Below are 16,507 nucleotides of genomic sequence, written 5' to 3'. Positions count from 1 at the left end.
TCGCTTCGATGCAACACGCCTAAGATGAGGCATGCCTGATTCACCCGGTGACCGCCCGCCTGCCCCGAAACGTATCTGGCGCATGCGGCAACGATGGTCCCGACTGCTGTTCGCACACTGGCCGATCCCCGCTGCCGAGGTGCAGGCGAAGCTGCCCGCAGGCCTTGTCGCCGACACCTTCGACGGCACGGCCTGGCTTGGCGTCGTGCCCTTCACCATGGACCGCGTACGATTCCGCAGCGTGGGTGAGCGCACCTTCGGCGTCCCTACCGCGCACGCCTTTCCCGAATTAAACCTGCGCACCTACGTCCGCACGCTCGATGGTCGAAGCGGCGTGTATTTCTTCTCGCTTGATGCAGGCAGTCTGCTCGCCGTCATCGGAGCGCGCATCGGCTTCGGTCTTCCTTACTTCTGGGCTCGTATGGCGGAAGAGGTCGCTGCGAATGGCACCATCCATTACCGCTCCGAGCGTCGCTTCGGCGGAAGCCGTGTGCCGGCAAGCTTCTCCGCGCAGTACCGTTCGCTTGGCACTCCCAGTGCCGACGACGATCTTCGTCGCTTTCTCACGGAACGCTATGCGCTGTTCGTGCGGCGCTTCGGTGCGGTGCAGGTCGGCCACATTCATCACGAGCCCTGGCAATTAGCAGACGCGGAAGCCGAGATCGCCACCAACACGCTGCCGCAGAGCTTCGGTTTCACGCTGCCAGACCGTCCGCCGGTGCTGCACTACTCTCACGAAATCCAGATGCAGGCATGGACACTGAGAAGGTTGGGGGCGCGCTAGCTGTGTTGCGCCACTTCTCGTTTGCCTGTTGGCGATAGCACATAACGGCGCAGGTTCAGGGCGGGTAACTCGATCATGTAACGGGTCACAACAGCAATACCGATGGACGCGACGAGGCACGCCACTAACCGCTCCCAGTAGCCGCTTGTGTCGCCAACTTGGCCCGACGCGATCGAATCGCGCCAAATGTATTTGTCCCACGCGAGTAATACGTACAGGTGAACCATGTAGAAGGCGTAGCTAATGAGACCGAAGAAACGGAGGAAGCGCGATCGAAAGATAGCAAGCCACTGACTACCGCTGCGTGCGATGCAAAGTCCGATCACGCCACCAGCCAGAAGCGTCACTGCGGTCTTATGAGTCGCCGCAGCCACGGGTACTGTGAGCACTGCATTCGGCAGGATGAGAACCTCAAGCGCCAACCCGCTCAGCACGGCGATCCAAAGTCCCCAGAGAGCGTGTACTCCACGGAGAGTTCCACTCCGGCGCAGACAGGCAAGGCCTGCTCCAAAGGCCAAGGAGTCGGCAACCAAAGGCGTCAGTTGGTAGTTGTAGTGGCTCTTGAAGGCGAACAGGAAGCGCAGGAGAACAGAGGCGATGCCGATCCCTACCGCCCCGCCAAGTAGAAGGGTCGTATTGCAGCGCTTCACAACTGTCGGCCAGACTAGATAGAACTGCTCTTCAATCGCGAGTGTCCAGAAGGGACCGTAACCGACAACATGTAAAGGGGCTGCAAAATTTGCAAGAAAGACAAGAGAAAGTAGGGCATAACCCATCTGATGCAAGGTGATAGCTACCACGATCAGGCAAAGCAGATAGAGCGGCAGTATCCGAAGCACTCGCTTCCAATAGAAGTCTCGGTAATACCGATCGCTGCCACGCGCTTCAATCAAGACCGACGTGATAAGGAATCCGGAAAGAACAAAAAAAAGATCAACGCCCGAATTGCCGTAAGCAAATAACGAGTACAGAAATCTGATGGAGTGAGACTGCTGCTCCACGGGTAAATAGTCCCTCACCGTTGAATAACATACATGGTGAAAATAGACTGCAAGAGCAGCAATTCCGCGCATCCCATCTAGCTCTGGAATATGGCGAAGCGGACCGGATGGTCTTGCCTCAGCGGCTGGAAGTGTCATGCAGTTTCCTTGTTTGCGTCAAGCGTAGCATGCGTCGTTGAGGCCCATTGATGCGTACGATCGGATCAAGCCAAGCGACCTCGTTTCCTTCGCACGATCCTCGAATCAGGCAATGTATTCCGCAAAACAGATACACTGTGCCCTTGAACCGGAGCCGTTTCTTACATGATGCCTTTGCGATCTGCCCTCTTGTTTTCCGCTTTCCTGCTTGCCACCACGCTTTCTGCCCAGACCGAACTCACACTCCCAACTGCGGCACAGGCTGCGGCAAAGGGCATCGATGCACAGCGCCTGCGGGAACATGTGAAGACACTTTCCAGCGATGCTTTTGAAGGCCGTGCGCCGGGCCAGCCCGGTGGCGAGAAGGCCGCACAGTACATCGCGAATGCTTTTAAAGCGGCTGGCCTGCAGCCTGCAGGGGACAACGGGACGTACTTCCAGAAGGTACCGCTGGTTGGTGTAAAGACGCGCGCGGCGGAGACGAAGTTTGCGCTGGTCCCCGAGAAGGGAGCGCCGATGGACCTGACCTTTGGCACGGACTACGTGACAAACAACCAGGTTCATACGGAGAGTGCGGACATTGACGCACCCATCGTCTTTGTCGGTCACGGCATCGTTGCGCCCGAGTATGACTGGGACGATTACAAGGGTATCGATGTGAAGGGCAAGGTCGCGCTGGTGGTAGTGAATGAGCCCGCGAGCGAGGATCCGAAGTTCTTCAACGGCAAGTCGCTGACCTACTACGGTCGCTGGACGTACAAGTTCGAGGAGGCAGGCCGCCACGGCGCGGTGGGTGTGCTGATCATCCATCGCACGGACCTCGCGAGCTACGGCTGGCAGGTGGTGCAGAACTCCTGGAGCGGCGAACACAGCTACCTGCGCAACGATCCGGATGCGCGCCTGAAAGCTGCGAGCTGGATTCAGCACTCCGTCGCGGACAAGTTGCTTGCCAGCATCGGCATGACGGCAGACGAAGCCATCACCGCCAGCGACAAGCGAGGCTTCACCGGGCGTGATCTGCCGGTGCGGCTGAAGGCTCACGTGGCCAGCGAGATCCATAACTACGAGTCGGCAAACGTGATCGCGAAGATCACCGGTGCGAAGCCCGGCCGCGATGTTCTGTACACGGCACACTACGACCACTTCGGCGTTGACCACACGCGCACGGGCGACCCCGTCTTCCACGGTGCCGCGGATAATGCGACCGGCACAGCCATTGTGATGGAGATGGCACGTGCCTACGCGACGGCCAAGGTTCAGGCCCCGTCGACGGTGATTTTCGCCGCTGTGACGGGCGAGGAGCAGGGGCTGCTGGGATCGGAGTTCCTGGGCAAGCATCTGCCGGTGCCGGCACGCGAGGTCTCGCTCGATCTGAACTATGACGAGCTACTGCCCCTGGGCGATGTCGCCAGTGTGAGCGCTGGTGGAGCGCAGCGCACCACGGTCTATCCGCTGATGGAGGAGCTTTCGAAACAAGACGGCCTGGAACTGCGCAAGGGCGGCGTGGACGCGGGCGGCGGCTACTACCGGTCGGACCACTTCAGCCTGGCACGCGTCGGTATCCCCGCATTCTCCGTTGGCCAGGGAAACAAATTTGTCGGCCATGATGAGGCCTGGGCTCGCGCGCAGGAGAAGGACTTCAACGAGAGCAAGTACCACACGCCCGCAGACATCTACAGCGACAGCATGGACTTCACCGGCAACGCCCGCATCGCACGCTTTGGCTTCGAGCTCGGCTGGCTGGTGATGAACCAGCCCAAGCGTGTGGAGTGGGTGGATGGTGATGAGTTCGCGGCGGCGCGGAAGAAGAGCGACGCGCGGTAGGAGTGTGCGACGAATGACACTTCTTTGCTTTCGGAGGGGCGTGGCTTCAGCCACGCCATTTCCATAGATCTGAAATCCGGCCTCAGCCGCTGAGGCCAGTTCCCTCAGGGATTGAAGCCCTCATTTGTTCGAAACGAAAAACGGCGTGGCTGAAGCCGTGCCCCTCCGAAAACAGGCCCCGCATCCTAGCGCTCAGATTCGTATAATCGCCCATGAAAGTTGAGGGTCTAGCAAGCATGGCAGCAGGTCTTGAAGGTCGCGTCGCACTCGTCACCGGAGCATCGCAGGGGATCGGCAAAGCCATCGCCCTGGAACTGGCAAAGGCTGGTGCTACCGTCGCGCTCGCGGCTCGCAATGAAGGCAAGCTGGCCGAGGTGAAGGCCGAGATTGAGGCGGCTGGCGGTAAGGCGGAGACTCTCGCCCTGGATGTCTCAAATGAGGAAGCCATCAAGGCCGCAGCGAAGGACATCCTCGCCAGGCTGGGCGCAGTTCACATTCTGGTGAACAACGCGGGCGTGACCCGCGATGGCCTTGTGCTGCGCATGAAGTCCTCCGATTGGGACGACGTTCTGACGACGAACCTGAAGGGCGCCTTCCTGCTGACGCAGGCCTTGCTGCAGCCCATGATGAAGGCTCGCTGGGGCCGCATCATCAACATCTCCAGTGTTAACGGAGAGCTGGGCGCGCCGGGTCAGGCGAACTACGCCGCTTCGAAGGCCGGCCTGATCGGCCTGACGAAGTCTCTCGCTCGCGAATTCGCGAGCCGAAACATCACCGTCAATGCTGTCGCGCCGGGCTTCATCGAAACGGACATGACGCATGTGCTGACGGAAGACCAGAAGAAGGCCATGCTGGGCGCCGTTCCCCTGGGTCGCGCTGGCACCGTAGCCGACATTGCTGCCGCAGTCCGCTTCCTCGCAGGCGAAGAATCGAGCTACATCACCGGTCACACGCTGGATGTGAACGGTGGCCTTTACATGGGGTGAGAGGGCGCCCTCTTCCGTATGCTCCGTAAGACTTTCCATAGGTTCAGTTGGATTGCGACTCTTCCGCCGCAATCGATAAGTTGAACTTATTGATTGCCGTCAACGAAACGATTGGACAGGTGTTTCACCGACACCTAGCCTGAAGCCATGCCTGCGTCTGCCGTGACAATCCGCGCCGCCATTTGGCCTGAGGACCAGGACGTCGCAAGAGCCCTGCTCCGGGACTATGCTGCGTTTCTTATCGGCAATCCAGCGGGTGCTGTGAACATTTGCCTGGTGGACTACGACAAGGAATTGGAGCTGCTGGCCCAGCGCTATGTCGAACCCCATGCGGCCTTGCTGCTTGCCTTTGTCGGTGCGGATCCGGCCGGTTGTGTCGCCATCAAGCAGCGTGCGGACCGACCTGGCGCTACCGAGTTGAAGCGCCTTTGGACGGAGCCGATCGCACGGGGCAAGGGTCTGGGCCGCGCTCTGGCCACAGCTGCCATCGCATGGTCTTTTCAGCACGGAGCCGACACGGTCTTACTGGATACCGTGCCGAAGGCCATGCCGGATGCCGTAAGACTGTATCGCTCGCTGGGATTCGTTGAGACCTCCCGACACAACGACAATCCGGTGGAAGACCTGCTCTTCATGTCGTTGCATATTCCTCCTGGAAGTTTCGCCAACGTGTCTCGCTCGGCTTTTTAGAGCTCCGCGCGAGTTTGCGGTTGAACGCTAACGCGTAGAGAATAAAGTTCGTTGCAACGCGTGCAGATGCACGCCCTCCGCTACAGGATGGGTCCGTGTGGCGTGGCAACCCAACGCGCAGTGTTGCTATGCTGGGCGTGGGCGGCAAAGGTATCGACTGCGCGACTCCGTCTCTCTCTCGTCACGAATCCACGGTGGTTCGCGCATTCCGCTCCAGGTGAAGTTTGTCCTTGTCAGCGATTTCGGCCCTCGTTACTTTGTGGTCAATGGCTGACATGCACATGATGATGCCGGTGGCACTGCCAACGGCAAGAGCAACGGGACCCGCGGCGATGAACATCGGGACGACGATTCGCGGCTACCGCCTGCAAAAGGGCATGTCGCAAGGTGATATCGAGAAGCGCACAGGTCTGCTGCGCTGCTACCTTTCGCGCGTTGAGAACGGCCACACAGTGCCGTCGCTGGACACGCTGCAGAAGATTGCCGGTGCACTCGACCTGCCGCTGAGCCAGTTCTTCGCGGACGATCCGGTGAGTCGTGACGTCGCCGCCATTGCACTCTCTGAAGACGAGATCCGTTTCCTGACGCAAATCCAGCGCTACAGCGCCCACCTGTCCGACAGCGACCGCAAGCTGCTGCTTGCGATGGTGCGGAAATTCGCACAGACCACGCTGACCTAAGAGCAGGGACAAGGGATTAGGGATCAGGGATTAGGAAACATATTTGCGAAGAGAAAGGCTCGCCTGGTGCGAGCCTTCTTCGTTGCATCTCGGGGAGCTGCTGTCCTTCTGTTCCCTACTCCCTGTCTTGCCCTACTCCCTGCCCTACTGCAGATGCGAAAGGAAGTAGCCAAAGAGAGCCATCGCCAGCGCTGCTCCTGCGAACGTAACTTTTTGACGTCCCAGGTAGCGTTCCCGCCCGCTGGTCATGCGTGGCACCAGCGGTATCGCCATGGCCAGGCCGCTGGTGAAGCCCCCGATGTGGGCCATGTTGTCGATGTGCACGTCGGCCATGTGGATGCCGCGCATCAGCGGACCCACGTTGGTGCTGAGGCCGATGACCAGGTTCAGCACGGCGAACTGGATCACCGACCGGCGGATGGCGCGAAGGTCTTCCAGAGGGATGCCGCGGAAGCCCGGACGCGGCTCTGCCAGGCGCTTGTTGCTGAAGAGGACGATCAGGACACCCGCGATGCCGAAGACGGCTCCTGAGGCCCCTGCGCCGACCTCGCCGGCGGCACCGGTGTAAAAGTTGACCGCGACCGAAAGCAGGTTTCCTGCGGCGCCAGTGAGCAGGTAAACGCAGAACATGCCCAGCACACCCAGCAGCGGCTCGCCGATGACGCCCAGATTCCACAGGCACCACATGTTCAGGCCAAGGTGGACGATGCCCACGTGAACGAACATGGCGGAGAGGATGCGAAACCACTGGTGGCCGGCGAGGACGGCCTCGGCATTGTTGGCGCCGACGCGCATCAGGTCGTCCGGCGTGGGTGTGAGCGCATCGATACCCGACAGCACCATCCACAGGTAGACCGCGATGTTGATGCCAAGCAGAATGTACGTCGCGGGCGCCTGCGCGAAGCTTCGCATCCGTCCGCCACCGCGGTGCCGGACGGGCTGGGCAGACTGCTGCAGTGCAGCGTCTTCCCGGCGCACGTCGTCCGCGGGTGCCTCAGGGAATGGATTGAAGGGGTGTTCCGTGCCGTTGGCGTTCATGCAAAGCGCGCGGTGCGGCCGCGGCTACAGGTCGCTCTCGCGGCCGTGCGAAAGGCGGCGCTGCTGGACGGTGTGCGAGATCAGGCCGGGCGCGGGCGTGGCGATGGCGACAAGAATCCACATGAGGACAGAAACGATCAGACCCGAAATCGAAATGGTCTGGAGCGTCAGGGCCATGGACAGGTGGCGCATGTGCAGTTCGGCAAAGGTCAACTGCGCCCAGGGGCCGCGGTGGACGATCATGGTTGCCAGCAGGAAGGCAAAGGCCGAGAGCGTGAAGAGCGACAGCAGGACCACGTCAATGGTGCGGTGAAGACGCTGGCGTGCGCGGCAGTGCCAGCACTCCGCAAGGTGCGTCTCATAGACGCCGCGTACCTCGGTCGAAACCGAGGAGACGTCATACCGCCAGCCGGAGAGGATGTCGCCGACGACCTGGTCACAGCATCCCGTTTCGCTGCCAAGCAGCGACCCGGCAAAGCCGTGTGCGCGGAGGTCGTGCACGTATCCTGTGGGCTCTTGATTCATCATCTGTTCAACTTCCATCTTATTAGGTTCGATGCTCGGAAGCCAGTGCCGATTCAATCACCTGCACAACTCGACGCGTTAACGTCGCCTTACAGACAAAGGCTTTCCATGGGAGCAGATTGTGGCGCAAGCAGCACGCGGTTCCCCAGCAGGCTCAACCGGTTGCCCAGGGCCTGCTCGGCAGCCAGGCGGGCCAGTTCCGGCATATTGTTGCTCTCCGACAGATGCGCCAGGACAACGTAACGCGCGCCGCCATCGTAATCGCGCGTGAGGAACTCCGCGGCAGCCGTATTCGAAAGGTGACCGACGCGGGAGAGCACCCGCTGCTTGACACTCCACGGATACGGACCGTCGCGAAGCATCTCGAGATCATGGTTTGACTCGATCAGCAGGACATCGCAGTTTTTGAGCGCAAGCTTCACGTTTTCAGGAACATAGCCAAGATCGGTGGCGTACCCGAAACGCAGCCCTTCGGCCGAGAAGACGAAGCCGCAGGGATCGGCCGCGTCATGCGGAATGGTGAAGGGCAGGATATCGATGTCGCCGATGGCAAGGTGACTGCCGGCGCGGAAGTACTCCACTGCGGGCAGGAAGGATGGATCGTCGCGGATGCCCTTCTTCGTCTCAGCCGGCAGATCGTCGCAAAGATCGTCCTCTGCCGCGGCCCGAAGAGCACCATCTGGATCGGTGGTGGCGTCCACATCCGCGTCAAAGTGTGCCGCCGCAGCATCGACGTCGACGTCCGTGGCCAGAAAGTTTTCGAGTGGCTGATCGTCCTCATCCCGCATGGTGGCGGCGATCTGGTGAGCCAGGGCCTGCGCTTCCAGACGCTCCTGCTTCTCGCGAGCGACCTTCTCCATCCACTGCTTGTAGCTCATGGTGGTGCGAGGCGTCATCTGCCGGACCCAGGCGCGGTGCGTCGCTTCAGTGAAATAGACGGGAATGCCAAGCTTTCGAGCCATCACGGGCAGTCCGCTGACATGGTCGGCGTGCTCATGCGTGATCAGGATGGCGTCCAGAGCCCGGGCGTCTTCGCCCACGGCGGCCATGCGCCGCATCAGTTCCCGGCAGGACAGGCCCGCGTCCACAAGAATGCGTGTCTTCGACGACGCGATCACGGCGCTGTTGCCTTTGGACCCCGAGGCGAGAACCGTCATCCGCATCATGGGTGCTAGTTTACCGATTGCTAACGTGGATTACGAGGTAGTAACTATGCTGGTTCGCCAGCGACCGTGCCGCGCTTGGGCGCCAGGAATTTGACCGTGCTCTTCATCACAACTTCGTCCCGCTGGTTGAAGGTGTTCGTGAAGATAGTGACCAGGCCATACTCGGGGCGGTTGCGCGAGACTCGCAGGGCGATGACTTCACTCTCCGTGCGGAGCGTGTCGCCGGGGCGGACGGGCTCCGTCCAGCGAATCTCTTCCACGCCCGCTCCGATCATGCCGCCGTGGACCTTGATGTTCTCGACCCGCATGCGCATGACGATGGCAGCCGTGAGCCAACCGGAGGCGGCCAGTCCCTTGAAAAAGGTGCTCTTGCCGGCGGCTTCGTCCAGATGAAAGGGCTGCGGATCATATTTCTCCGCGAATTCCGTGATCTCCTGCGCGCTGACCTTGGTGCTGCTCATAGAGGCGAACTTGTGGCCGATCTTAAAGTCTTCGAAGTAGAGTTCATCGGTCATGGGTAGCACTCCTGTGCAAGCTGGATTCGGCAAGAGCCGGATGCGCGGGCAGATCACAAGCGTCCGCAACGTTCACCGTAACGCAAAGCGCCCCGCACGCAAGAACCGAAGTCTACCAAACGCTCCATCGACTAGAGTTGCAGGAAGCCGGTATCCGGCCAGATGGAACGTGCAGATACGGTTAAGGCGCGGCCGCGTTATGTTTCACTGTTGCGAGGGGGAAAGCCCTTCCCCGCGGAGGGTAGCGACCATGACCGACCTTTACACGCGCGCACGTGCCGCTGCCGATTATCTCGCTGCGCAGACCTCGCACCGGCCACGTCTGGGCATCATCCTGGGCTCTGGCCTTGGCGACTTCGCCGACCGTGTCGAGGATGCCGTTGCTGTGCCTTATGCGCAGATTCCGCACTTCCCGCAGAGCACCGTAGAGGGCCACAGCGGACGCATGGTGCTGGGCACCATCGCAGGGGTGCCCGTGGCCGTGATGCAGGGCCGCGTCCACGCCTATGAGGGCTATCGCATGGACGAGGTCACGTTCCCGGCGCGTGTGCTGGGGCTGCTGGGCGTGACGTCCTTGATCGTGACCAATGCCGCGGGCGGCATCCGGCCAGACTTTGCCCCGGGGTCTATTGTCGGCATCAGCGACCACATCAACCTGACCGGCACCAACGCCGCACTGGGCACCAATGAGCCGCGCTTTAGCGTTACGGAAGGCAGCGGTCTGCGCTTCTTCGATATGACAACCGCCTACACACCAGCACTGCTGGAGCTGGCGAAGAAGGAAGCCGCGACGCAGGGTTGGTCAATGCAGACGGGCGTCTACCTGGCCGTGCTTGGACCAAGCTACGAGACACCGGCAGAGATCCGCGCCTTCCGCGTACTCGGCGCCGACCTGGTGGGCATGAGCACGGTGCATGAGGTGATTGTTGCCCGTCACATGGGCATGCAGGTGCTCGGCCTGTCACTGGTCACGAATCCTGCAGCAGGCGTGACGAACGAGAACATCAACCATCTTGAGGTAATGGAGATCGGCGCGCGTGCCGCGGAGCGTTTTGGTGCTCTGTTGAAGGCATTGATCCCGCAGATTGGGTCACAGACTGCATCGCAGGGTGCTGCCTAGGCATGGCGGAACAACTTACGTTGAGTGGCGTAATCCGGCCGGTGGTGCTGGCCGTGGGCGGCTGCTCCGGCAGTGGTAAGACGACACTGGCACGCGAACTCGCGGACCAGTTGAATGCCGTTCTCTTCCCGCTCGACTTCTACTACCGGGAACTCACGCACCTGTCGCGTGCCGAGCGCGATCACTACAACTTTGATCATCCCGACTCGCTGGAACACGACATGATCGTGCGGCATGTGCAGACGCTCCGCGAAGGTGGCTCGATCGACCGTCCGACCTATGACTTCAACACGCATTCGCGCGTGCCGGGTGTACTGGAACACATCACGGCGACACGCTTCCTCATCGTTGAGGGCATCCTTGCGCTGCACTACGATGACCTGCAGCCACTTTACGACTTCACCGTCTACGTCGATGCGCCGCATGACGTGTGCCTGCTGCGTCGCATCCATCGGGATGTCCGCGAGCGCGGTCGTACGGAGGAGAGCGTCATCGAGCAGTTCAATACCTATGCGCGGCCCATGGCAGAGCAGTATGTGCTGCCCGGGCGCGAGGCCGCCGATGTCACCGTTGCAGGCACCGAGGCACTCGACTGGTCGATTGAACTGGTCATCGCGTCCCTACGCAGCCGCGGTCTGCTGCTGAGTGACGGCGCGATCTAGTTCCCCGCTGCCAGCGACCGCAAGATGCAGGAGCGAGAGCACTTCTGTGCGTGCCACCTGCGCAGCCGTGGCGCGGTCCTGCGCAAGAATCGGCTGCGGTGCAAACCGCACCGAAGCGACGAGACCCTTCCTGCCGGCCAGCCGGAAGAGATGTGGCAGCAGCGTGTCGTCATCAATGTATGCGACGGTGCGTGCAGCGCTCTTGCCGTCCGCGAAGCTGTACGAGACAGAGGCAGCCCACACCGGAGCGTGCTGCCGCATCGCCGATTCGAAGAGTGCACCGTGGAACGGCAGCACATGATCGCCTGCGGTGGTCGTGCCTTCCGGGAAGATGACCACGGGGACACGTTCCGCGAGTGTCTGCGCCACAGCGCGATTGGCCTCGGCGGCAGCACGTGCCCGGCCTCGCTCCAGAAAGATGGTGCCGCCCCGTGTGATGAGCGGCCCTACCAAAGGCCAGCCCCGGACCTCAGACTTTGAGACAAAGATCGCCGGCAGCACCGAGCCCAGTGTGAGGACATCTACGTAGCTCGTGTGATTGGAGACGACCAGGCCAGAGGCGGGTGGGCAACCCTCGATGACCATCGAGATTCCCATCGACCGCAACACGCGACCGGCCCACATGCCACGCCACGCGCCGCGTTCGACGAGGGTGCGCGGCCGCGCGATGCAGCCATGCACCCACGCCGCGATCATGGTGATCAGCATCCGGACAAGACGTACAAGTGTCATGAAGATGTTCCTGCCTGCCTGATCTTTCGTGAGCTGCGTTACAGGTACCGGCGTGCGATGCGCGGGTTCATCGTCTCCAGATCGATCATGGTTAGGAAGTCGATGGTCTTGAAGGATCGGTCGATGGCCGGGGTAGAGCAGATGCGCGCGCCGACGGCGAGGTACGCACGCAGCAACCGTGGCGCCTCGGCCTCCTCCAGCACTGCATCCGGCACGCACTCCATCGCATACATGGCGGTTGGTTCCGTCATCAGGGATGACTCGATGCGATAGGCGAGCAGCGATTCGTAGACTGCGCTGCCCTGCCGCGGGCACTGGGACGTGAGCGAGCAGCAACCCATCAGGTAGCGGCTGCCGCGCGCCACGGCGTACCGCATGATGCCCTTCCACAATAGGTTCAGCACGTCGGATGTACGGTGATCGCGATGCACACAGGCGCGGCCCAGTTCTACGATGCGCGAGCGCATGGACTCGTATGGTGTGAAGTCGAACTCCTGCTCGGAGTAATAACCGAAGTGACGCGCTGCCGTATCGCCAGACTGCATGCGGTAGGTGCCGACGATGGCGCCGGTACGCTTGTCTTCCACGATGAGGTGATCGCAGACCTCATCGAAGTGGTCCGTATCGAAGCCGGTCTCATAGGCCGAGTCCAAGCCCTCTTCGAGTTCCAGGTTGAAGACGAGAAAGCGCAGTCGATACGCCGCAAGCCGCTCCGCTTCCGTGGCTGCCAGCCTTGCCTGATAGTGCCCGCACTCTGCGATGACAGCAGGTGCGGCGGGAGGCATGACCAATGTGACCGGTATCGAATGGTGCGACGGCGTGAGAACGCTGTTCAGCATAGCTTCGGCTCCAGGCGTTGCGCGGGTTGAGACGCGCGTTGGGGATGGCTTCTGCTGCCGAGTTTGCGCTGGCTTCGCAACGAGACTGCGAACACACCGTAAAAGTGCGTGTACAGGATGGTTGCAATGTCGTGACAACTGCCACGGTGCCGCACGCTGTAGGCTGTTCGAGGATGATCACAAAGCTTGAAGATCAGCGCCACACGTGGGTCCGACGGAATCTGGTGTCGCCGGTGGTGCGTATGCTGCGGCTCGGCGCGTCGCCGCAGCGGCTGGCGTGGAGCCTTGCTGCGGGCTTTGTGATTGGCATGAATCCGATCATTGGTTCAACGACCGCAGTCACAGTCGCAGTGACGCACCTGTTCAAGCTGAAGCATGCCGCGTCGCAGATTGGTGTGCACGGAGCATACCCTTTCCAACTCCTTTTACTGCTGCCGTTTCTCCATGCGGGTACGGTGCTCTTCGGCACCAGCGCACTACCGCTTGAGAAGGCCGACTTGCTCCGGCTGATTCATGAGCATCCGCTGCAACTGTTGCGGTCCCTGTGGATGTGGGAGTGGCATGCGCTGGTGGTGTGGCTTGGATTCGCGGTCGTGCTGATGCCGGCACTGGCGATGTTGCTCGGACACATGCTGGAGCGGGCGATGCGGCATCCCCGGATGGCTGTGCGGTAGATATCTGCGACCCCACTCATGACGATAGGGCTGTTATGAACGGGTCACCCGCCGGTCGACGGCCACGAGCTCTCATCGCTTCGGGAAGTGACGGCTTTCGAAGACAGCGGCACACCCGTCACGGGCTGCTTCAGACAAGCACGGGGATTCTTGCAACGCCTGCCAGGCCAAAAACCTTGCGATAGTGCTCGACAAGCTTCGGCGGGCCGCTTGCCTTTTCGTAGTTGTCCGAGAGTTTGACTGCGGGATTGCCATCGGCCGAGGTGAGTTTGCAGACGAGCGAGATCGGCTCAAGCGCGTCTTCATTGCGCGGATGGCAGCCGCGAAAGTCGTTGGTAAGCAGCGTGCCCCAGCCGGAGGAGAAGCGGATGCGACGCTCCTGGCGCCACTTGCGGCTGTCCTGAAAATCCTGAGCACTGCGGAAGTCGCGAACGCTGACACCGGGCTGCACGATGCCGGAGAAGTAGGCGTGCAGGCTGAGAATTTCGTTGACATCGAGACCGTCACTGGCAATCAGCAGCTTGCTCTTCGGGTCTCTGCCGCGCGACTCCAGCCACGCGATGTACTCGTCGCCGGCGACGAATGGATCCTTGGAATCGACACGCTGACCGGTCCAGTCGGCGACCCAGTCGGGCGCACCTTCGAGGAACTGCGTGGTGCCGTAGGTGTCCGGCAACATGACCTGCAACGAGCCGCCGTAGGTCTGCTGCCAGAGCTCCAGCATGCGGTATTGAGCGGTCTTCAGGTGTGCATCGTTCGTGGACATCGCGGCCATCGCCATCGGCAGTTCATGCGCGTTGGTGCCGATGGCCTCCATGTCGTGCTTGTAGGCAAGGAAGGTATTGCTCGTGCCGGTGAAAGTGCCCTTCAACTCACTGTGCATGGCCTCGACGACGAATTCCTGCCACAGGAAGGAGTGGCGACGACGTGTGCCGAAGTCTGCAACGGCCAGCCCCGGCACTCCGCGGAGGCTTTCGATCTTGCCCCAGAGGCGTGTCTTCGCATGTGCGTACAGAATGTCGAGTTCGAACTCGCTCATGCCCTTCAACGCGGCGCGGGTCTTCAGTTCGTTCAGGATGGAGAGAGCGTAAATCTCCCACATGGTGACCTCGACCCATGTGCCTTCGAAGACAAGCTCAAACTGCCCATCACGCTCGGACAGGTGGAAGTCGGAGAGACGGAAGTCGCGCTCAAGCCATTCCAGGAACGCCGGTTCGAAGATGCCGCGGGTGCCGTAGAAGGTGTTGCCCGCCAGCCAGATCATCTCGGATTTGCGATAGCGCAGGCGGCGTACGTGTTCGAACTGTGCGAGGACGGCTTCGCGGGGGACCATTTCGCCGAGACGGAAACGTGCCGTGCGATTGCGCAGGCCGAAGGTGACGCGGGTGTTGCGAAAGTGCTTCCAGATGAACTGCAGCATCAGCAGTTTGTAGAAGTCGGTATCGAGCAGCGATCGCACGATGGGATCCAGATCCCAGTTATGGTTATGCGCGCGCTCGGAGAAATTGATGATCATGCTCTTCCTAAGAGCGTATCAAGGGGAGGTCAGGACTGAGATCCCCATCGCGAAAAATCCGGCCGCCTGAGGCTACCATCAGCAGTAGAGGAAATGCCTCATGCCGTCTCGCTTCTCCCGCAGGACCTTCGTCCAGATCGCTTCCTCCTTTGGCGCCGCAGCCGCACTGCCGTTCCGAATGTTCGGGGCACCGCCTTCGACCGCGAAAGCCTCCGCGACGAGCGATCGCCGCTTTCCTGCCGGCTTCCTCTGGGGATCGGCTACGGCCTCGTACCAGGTGGAGGGGGCGGTTGGCGAGGACGGCCGCGGAAAGACGATCTGGGACACCTTCAGCCACACCGCAGGCAAGACGCATAACGGCGACACCGGCGATGTTGCAACGGACAGCTATCACCGCTACGCCGAAGACATCGCGCTCATGAAGGATCTTGGCCTGAAGACCTGCCGGTTCTCGGTGGCATGGTCTCGCATCTTCCCCGATGGCGCGGGACAGCCGAATCAGAAGGGCATCGACCACTACCGGGCCTTCTGCCAGGCCCTGCATGCCGCCGGGATTGAACCCTGGTGCACGCTGTACCACTGGGACCTGCCCCAGACACTGGAAGACAAGGGCGGTTGGCAGGACCATGACACCGCGAAGCTCTTCGCTGACTATGCGAGCTACACCGCGGGGAAGCTGGCGGATGTCTGTTCCCACTTCATGACCATGAACGAGATCAGCACGTTCGTTGACCTGGGGTATGGCAACGGCATCCATGCGCCCGGCCTGAAGCTGGGCCGGGGCAAGCTGGCACAGGTGCGGCACCATGCCGTGCTGGGACACGGCCTTGCAGTGCAGGCGATCCGTGCAGCAGCTCCGCACGCGAAGGTGGGTTCGGCGGAAAACCTGCAGGCGATCGTGCCGGTCTTCGATTCGCCGGAACACGTGGCGGCAGCGAAGAAGGCTACCGTCGAAGAGAACGCCGGCTACCTGACCGTAATGCGTACCGGAAAATACACCGACCAGTACCTGCGAACGCTGGGTGCCGATGCTCCGAAGTTCACGCCGGAGGAGATGAAGGCGATCGGGTCGCCGCTCGACTTTCAGGGACTGAACATCTACACGGCCACCTATGCGCGCGCCGTCAACAATGCGAAGGGGTACGACATCGTCGGGAATCCGTCGTCGTATCCGCACATGGAAAGCCCGTGGCTGACCATCGGCCCGGATGCGCTGTACTGGGCGCCGCGGCTGGCGAATGAGTGCTGGAATTTGAAAGAGATCTACATCACGGAGAATGGCTGCTCCGCCGCGGATGCGGTTGCGGGTGACGGCCACATCTATGACACCGATCGCGTCATGTACCTGCGCAACTACCTCACGCATCTGCAGCGAGCGACAAGCGAGGGTGTCCCCGTAAAGGGCTACTTCCTTTGGAGTCTGCTGGATAACTACGAGTGGGCCGACGGCTACGACAAGCGCTTCGGGATCACGTATGTGGACTTTAAGACACAGAAGCGCACGCCGAAGTTAAGCAGTGAGTTTTATAAGAACGTGATTGTGAAGAATTCGCTATAGCGCGTTGATTCCGGCCGCTCGTTCTCCGGTCACCGAATCTTCACAAAACCCGCGTTGTT

Annotated in this window: 17 protein-coding genes; 9 read left to right on the top strand and 8 right to left on the bottom strand. The window is 61.1% G+C overall.

All coding sequences use genetic code 11. The annotated features are described in order from the left end of the window. Nucleotides 1–31 precede the first annotated feature (31 nt). Complete coding sequence (locus BLW03_RS13890) at nucleotides 32–784, top strand: YqjF family protein (protein ID WP_074654610.1); 753 nt, start codon at nucleotides 32–34, stop codon at nucleotides 782–784. Here BLW03_RS13890 and BLW03_RS13885 read toward each other — a convergent pair. Further along, nucleotides 781–1,923 (bottom strand): acyltransferase family protein, encoded by a 1,143-nt coding sequence (locus BLW03_RS13885; protein WP_083350541.1) that lies wholly within the window; start codon nucleotides 1,921–1,923, stop codon nucleotides 781–783. The two genes, BLW03_RS13890 and BLW03_RS13885, sit on opposite strands and share 4 nt — an antisense overlap. A gap of 189 nt (nucleotides 1,924–2,112) precedes the next feature. On the opposite strand from BLW03_RS13885, the gene BLW03_RS13880 reads away from it, so the two are divergent. From BLW03_RS13880 to BLW03_RS13865, 4 genes are all read left to right on the top strand, one after another. Continuing rightward, on the top strand, nucleotides 2,113–3,747 hold the full coding sequence (locus tag BLW03_RS13880) for a M28 family peptidase (protein ID WP_244502097.1): 1,635 nt from the start codon (nucleotides 2,113–2,115) through the stop codon (nucleotides 3,745–3,747). A gap of 236 nt (nucleotides 3,748–3,983) precedes the next feature. After that, nucleotides 3,984–4,733, top strand: a complete 750-nt coding sequence (gene fabG, locus BLW03_RS13875) for a 3-oxoacyl-[acyl-carrier-protein] reductase (RefSeq protein ID WP_074654607.1) — start codon at nucleotides 3,984–3,986, stop codon at nucleotides 4,731–4,733. 147 nt (nucleotides 4,734–4,880) lie between these two features. Further along, nucleotides 4,881–5,423, top strand: a complete 543-nt coding sequence (locus BLW03_RS13870; RefSeq protein ID WP_083350540.1) for a GNAT family N-acetyltransferase — start codon at nucleotides 4,881–4,883, stop codon at nucleotides 5,421–5,423. Nucleotides 5,424–5,698: 275 nt separating this feature from the next. Continuing rightward, a complete protein-coding gene (locus tag BLW03_RS13865) occupies nucleotides 5,699–6,103 on the top strand; it encodes a helix-turn-helix domain-containing protein (RefSeq protein ID WP_052313478.1) in 405 nt (134 codons plus the stop codon). A 144-nt stretch (nucleotides 6,104–6,247) separates the two neighbouring features. Here BLW03_RS13865 and BLW03_RS13860 read toward each other — a convergent pair whose 3' ends face one another. The 4 genes from BLW03_RS13860 to BLW03_RS13845 form a co-directional block, all read right to left on the bottom strand. Next, nucleotides 6,248–7,141 (bottom strand): rhomboid family intramembrane serine protease, encoded by an 894-nt coding sequence (locus BLW03_RS13860; RefSeq protein WP_244502096.1) that lies wholly within the window; start codon nucleotides 7,139–7,141, stop codon nucleotides 6,248–6,250. Nucleotides 7,142–7,165: 24 nt separating this feature from the next. Beyond that, nucleotides 7,166–7,669, bottom strand: a complete 504-nt coding sequence (locus BLW03_RS13855) for an Asp23/Gls24 family envelope stress response protein (RefSeq protein WP_074656028.1) — start codon at nucleotides 7,667–7,669, stop codon at nucleotides 7,166–7,168. A gap of 86 nt (nucleotides 7,670–7,755) precedes the next feature. Then, the gene (locus BLW03_RS13850) at nucleotides 7,756–8,832 is read right to left on the bottom strand and encodes an MBL fold metallo-hydrolase (protein WP_074654606.1); all 1,077 of its coding nucleotides are present in this window, start codon (nucleotides 8,830–8,832) and stop codon (nucleotides 7,756–7,758) included. 44 nt (nucleotides 8,833–8,876) lie between these two features. After that, nucleotides 8,877–9,347 (bottom strand): MaoC family dehydratase, encoded by a 471-nt coding sequence (locus BLW03_RS13845; RefSeq protein ID WP_074654605.1) that lies wholly within the window; start codon nucleotides 9,345–9,347, stop codon nucleotides 8,877–8,879. Between the two features lie 250 nt (nucleotides 9,348–9,597). Here BLW03_RS13845 and BLW03_RS13840 point away from each other — a divergent pair, with 250 nt between their 5' ends. Then, nucleotides 9,598–10,467, top strand: coding sequence for a purine-nucleoside phosphorylase (locus BLW03_RS13840; protein ID WP_074654604.1), 870 nt, complete (start codon nucleotides 9,598–9,600; stop codon nucleotides 10,465–10,467). 2 nt (nucleotides 10,468–10,469) lie between these two features. Next, entirely contained in the window at nucleotides 10,470–11,129 is a 660-nt protein-coding gene (gene udk, locus BLW03_RS13835; RefSeq protein ID WP_074654603.1) for a uridine kinase, read from the top strand. Here udk and BLW03_RS13830 read toward each other — a convergent pair. Both BLW03_RS13830 and BLW03_RS13825 read right to left on the bottom strand, forming a co-directional pair. After that, entirely contained in the window at nucleotides 11,088–11,861 is a 774-nt protein-coding gene (locus tag BLW03_RS13830; RefSeq protein ID WP_074654602.1) for a lysophospholipid acyltransferase family protein, read from the bottom strand. The two genes, udk and BLW03_RS13830, sit on opposite strands and share 42 nt — an antisense overlap. A 38-nt stretch (nucleotides 11,862–11,899) precedes the next feature. After that, entirely contained in the window at nucleotides 11,900–12,700 is an 801-nt protein-coding gene (locus BLW03_RS13825) for a GNAT family N-acetyltransferase (RefSeq protein ID WP_074654601.1), read from the bottom strand. Between the two features lie 173 nt (nucleotides 12,701–12,873). Here BLW03_RS13825 and BLW03_RS13820 point away from each other — a divergent pair, with 173 nt between their 5' ends. Further along, nucleotides 12,874–13,374, top strand: a complete 501-nt coding sequence (locus BLW03_RS13820; protein ID WP_074656027.1) for a DUF2062 domain-containing protein — start codon at nucleotides 12,874–12,876, stop codon at nucleotides 13,372–13,374. 130 nt (nucleotides 13,375–13,504) lie between these two features. Here BLW03_RS13820 and BLW03_RS13815 read toward each other — a convergent pair whose 3' ends face one another. After that, nucleotides 13,505–14,890 carry a nicotinate phosphoribosyltransferase gene (locus BLW03_RS13815; RefSeq protein WP_074654600.1) on the bottom strand — a complete coding sequence of 462 codons (1,386 nt, stop codon included), beginning with the start codon at nucleotides 14,888–14,890 and terminating at the stop codon, nucleotides 13,505–13,507. Nucleotides 14,891–14,990: 100 nt separating this feature from the next. On the opposite strand from BLW03_RS13815, the gene BLW03_RS13810 reads away from it, so the two are divergent. After that, a complete protein-coding gene (locus BLW03_RS13810; RefSeq protein WP_074654599.1) occupies nucleotides 14,991–16,448 on the top strand; it encodes a GH1 family beta-glucosidase in 1,458 nt (485 codons plus the stop codon). Nucleotides 16,449–16,507 lie beyond the last annotated feature (59 nt).

It is taken from the genome of Terriglobus roseus (assembly GCF_900105625.1).
In the GTDB taxonomy this organism is placed as follows: domain Bacteria; phylum Acidobacteriota; class Terriglobia; order Terriglobales; family Acidobacteriaceae; genus Terriglobus; species Terriglobus roseus_B.
The sequence above is the reverse complement of the archived record's forward strand: the minus strand, read 5'-3'. Positions and strand labels throughout refer to the sequence as shown.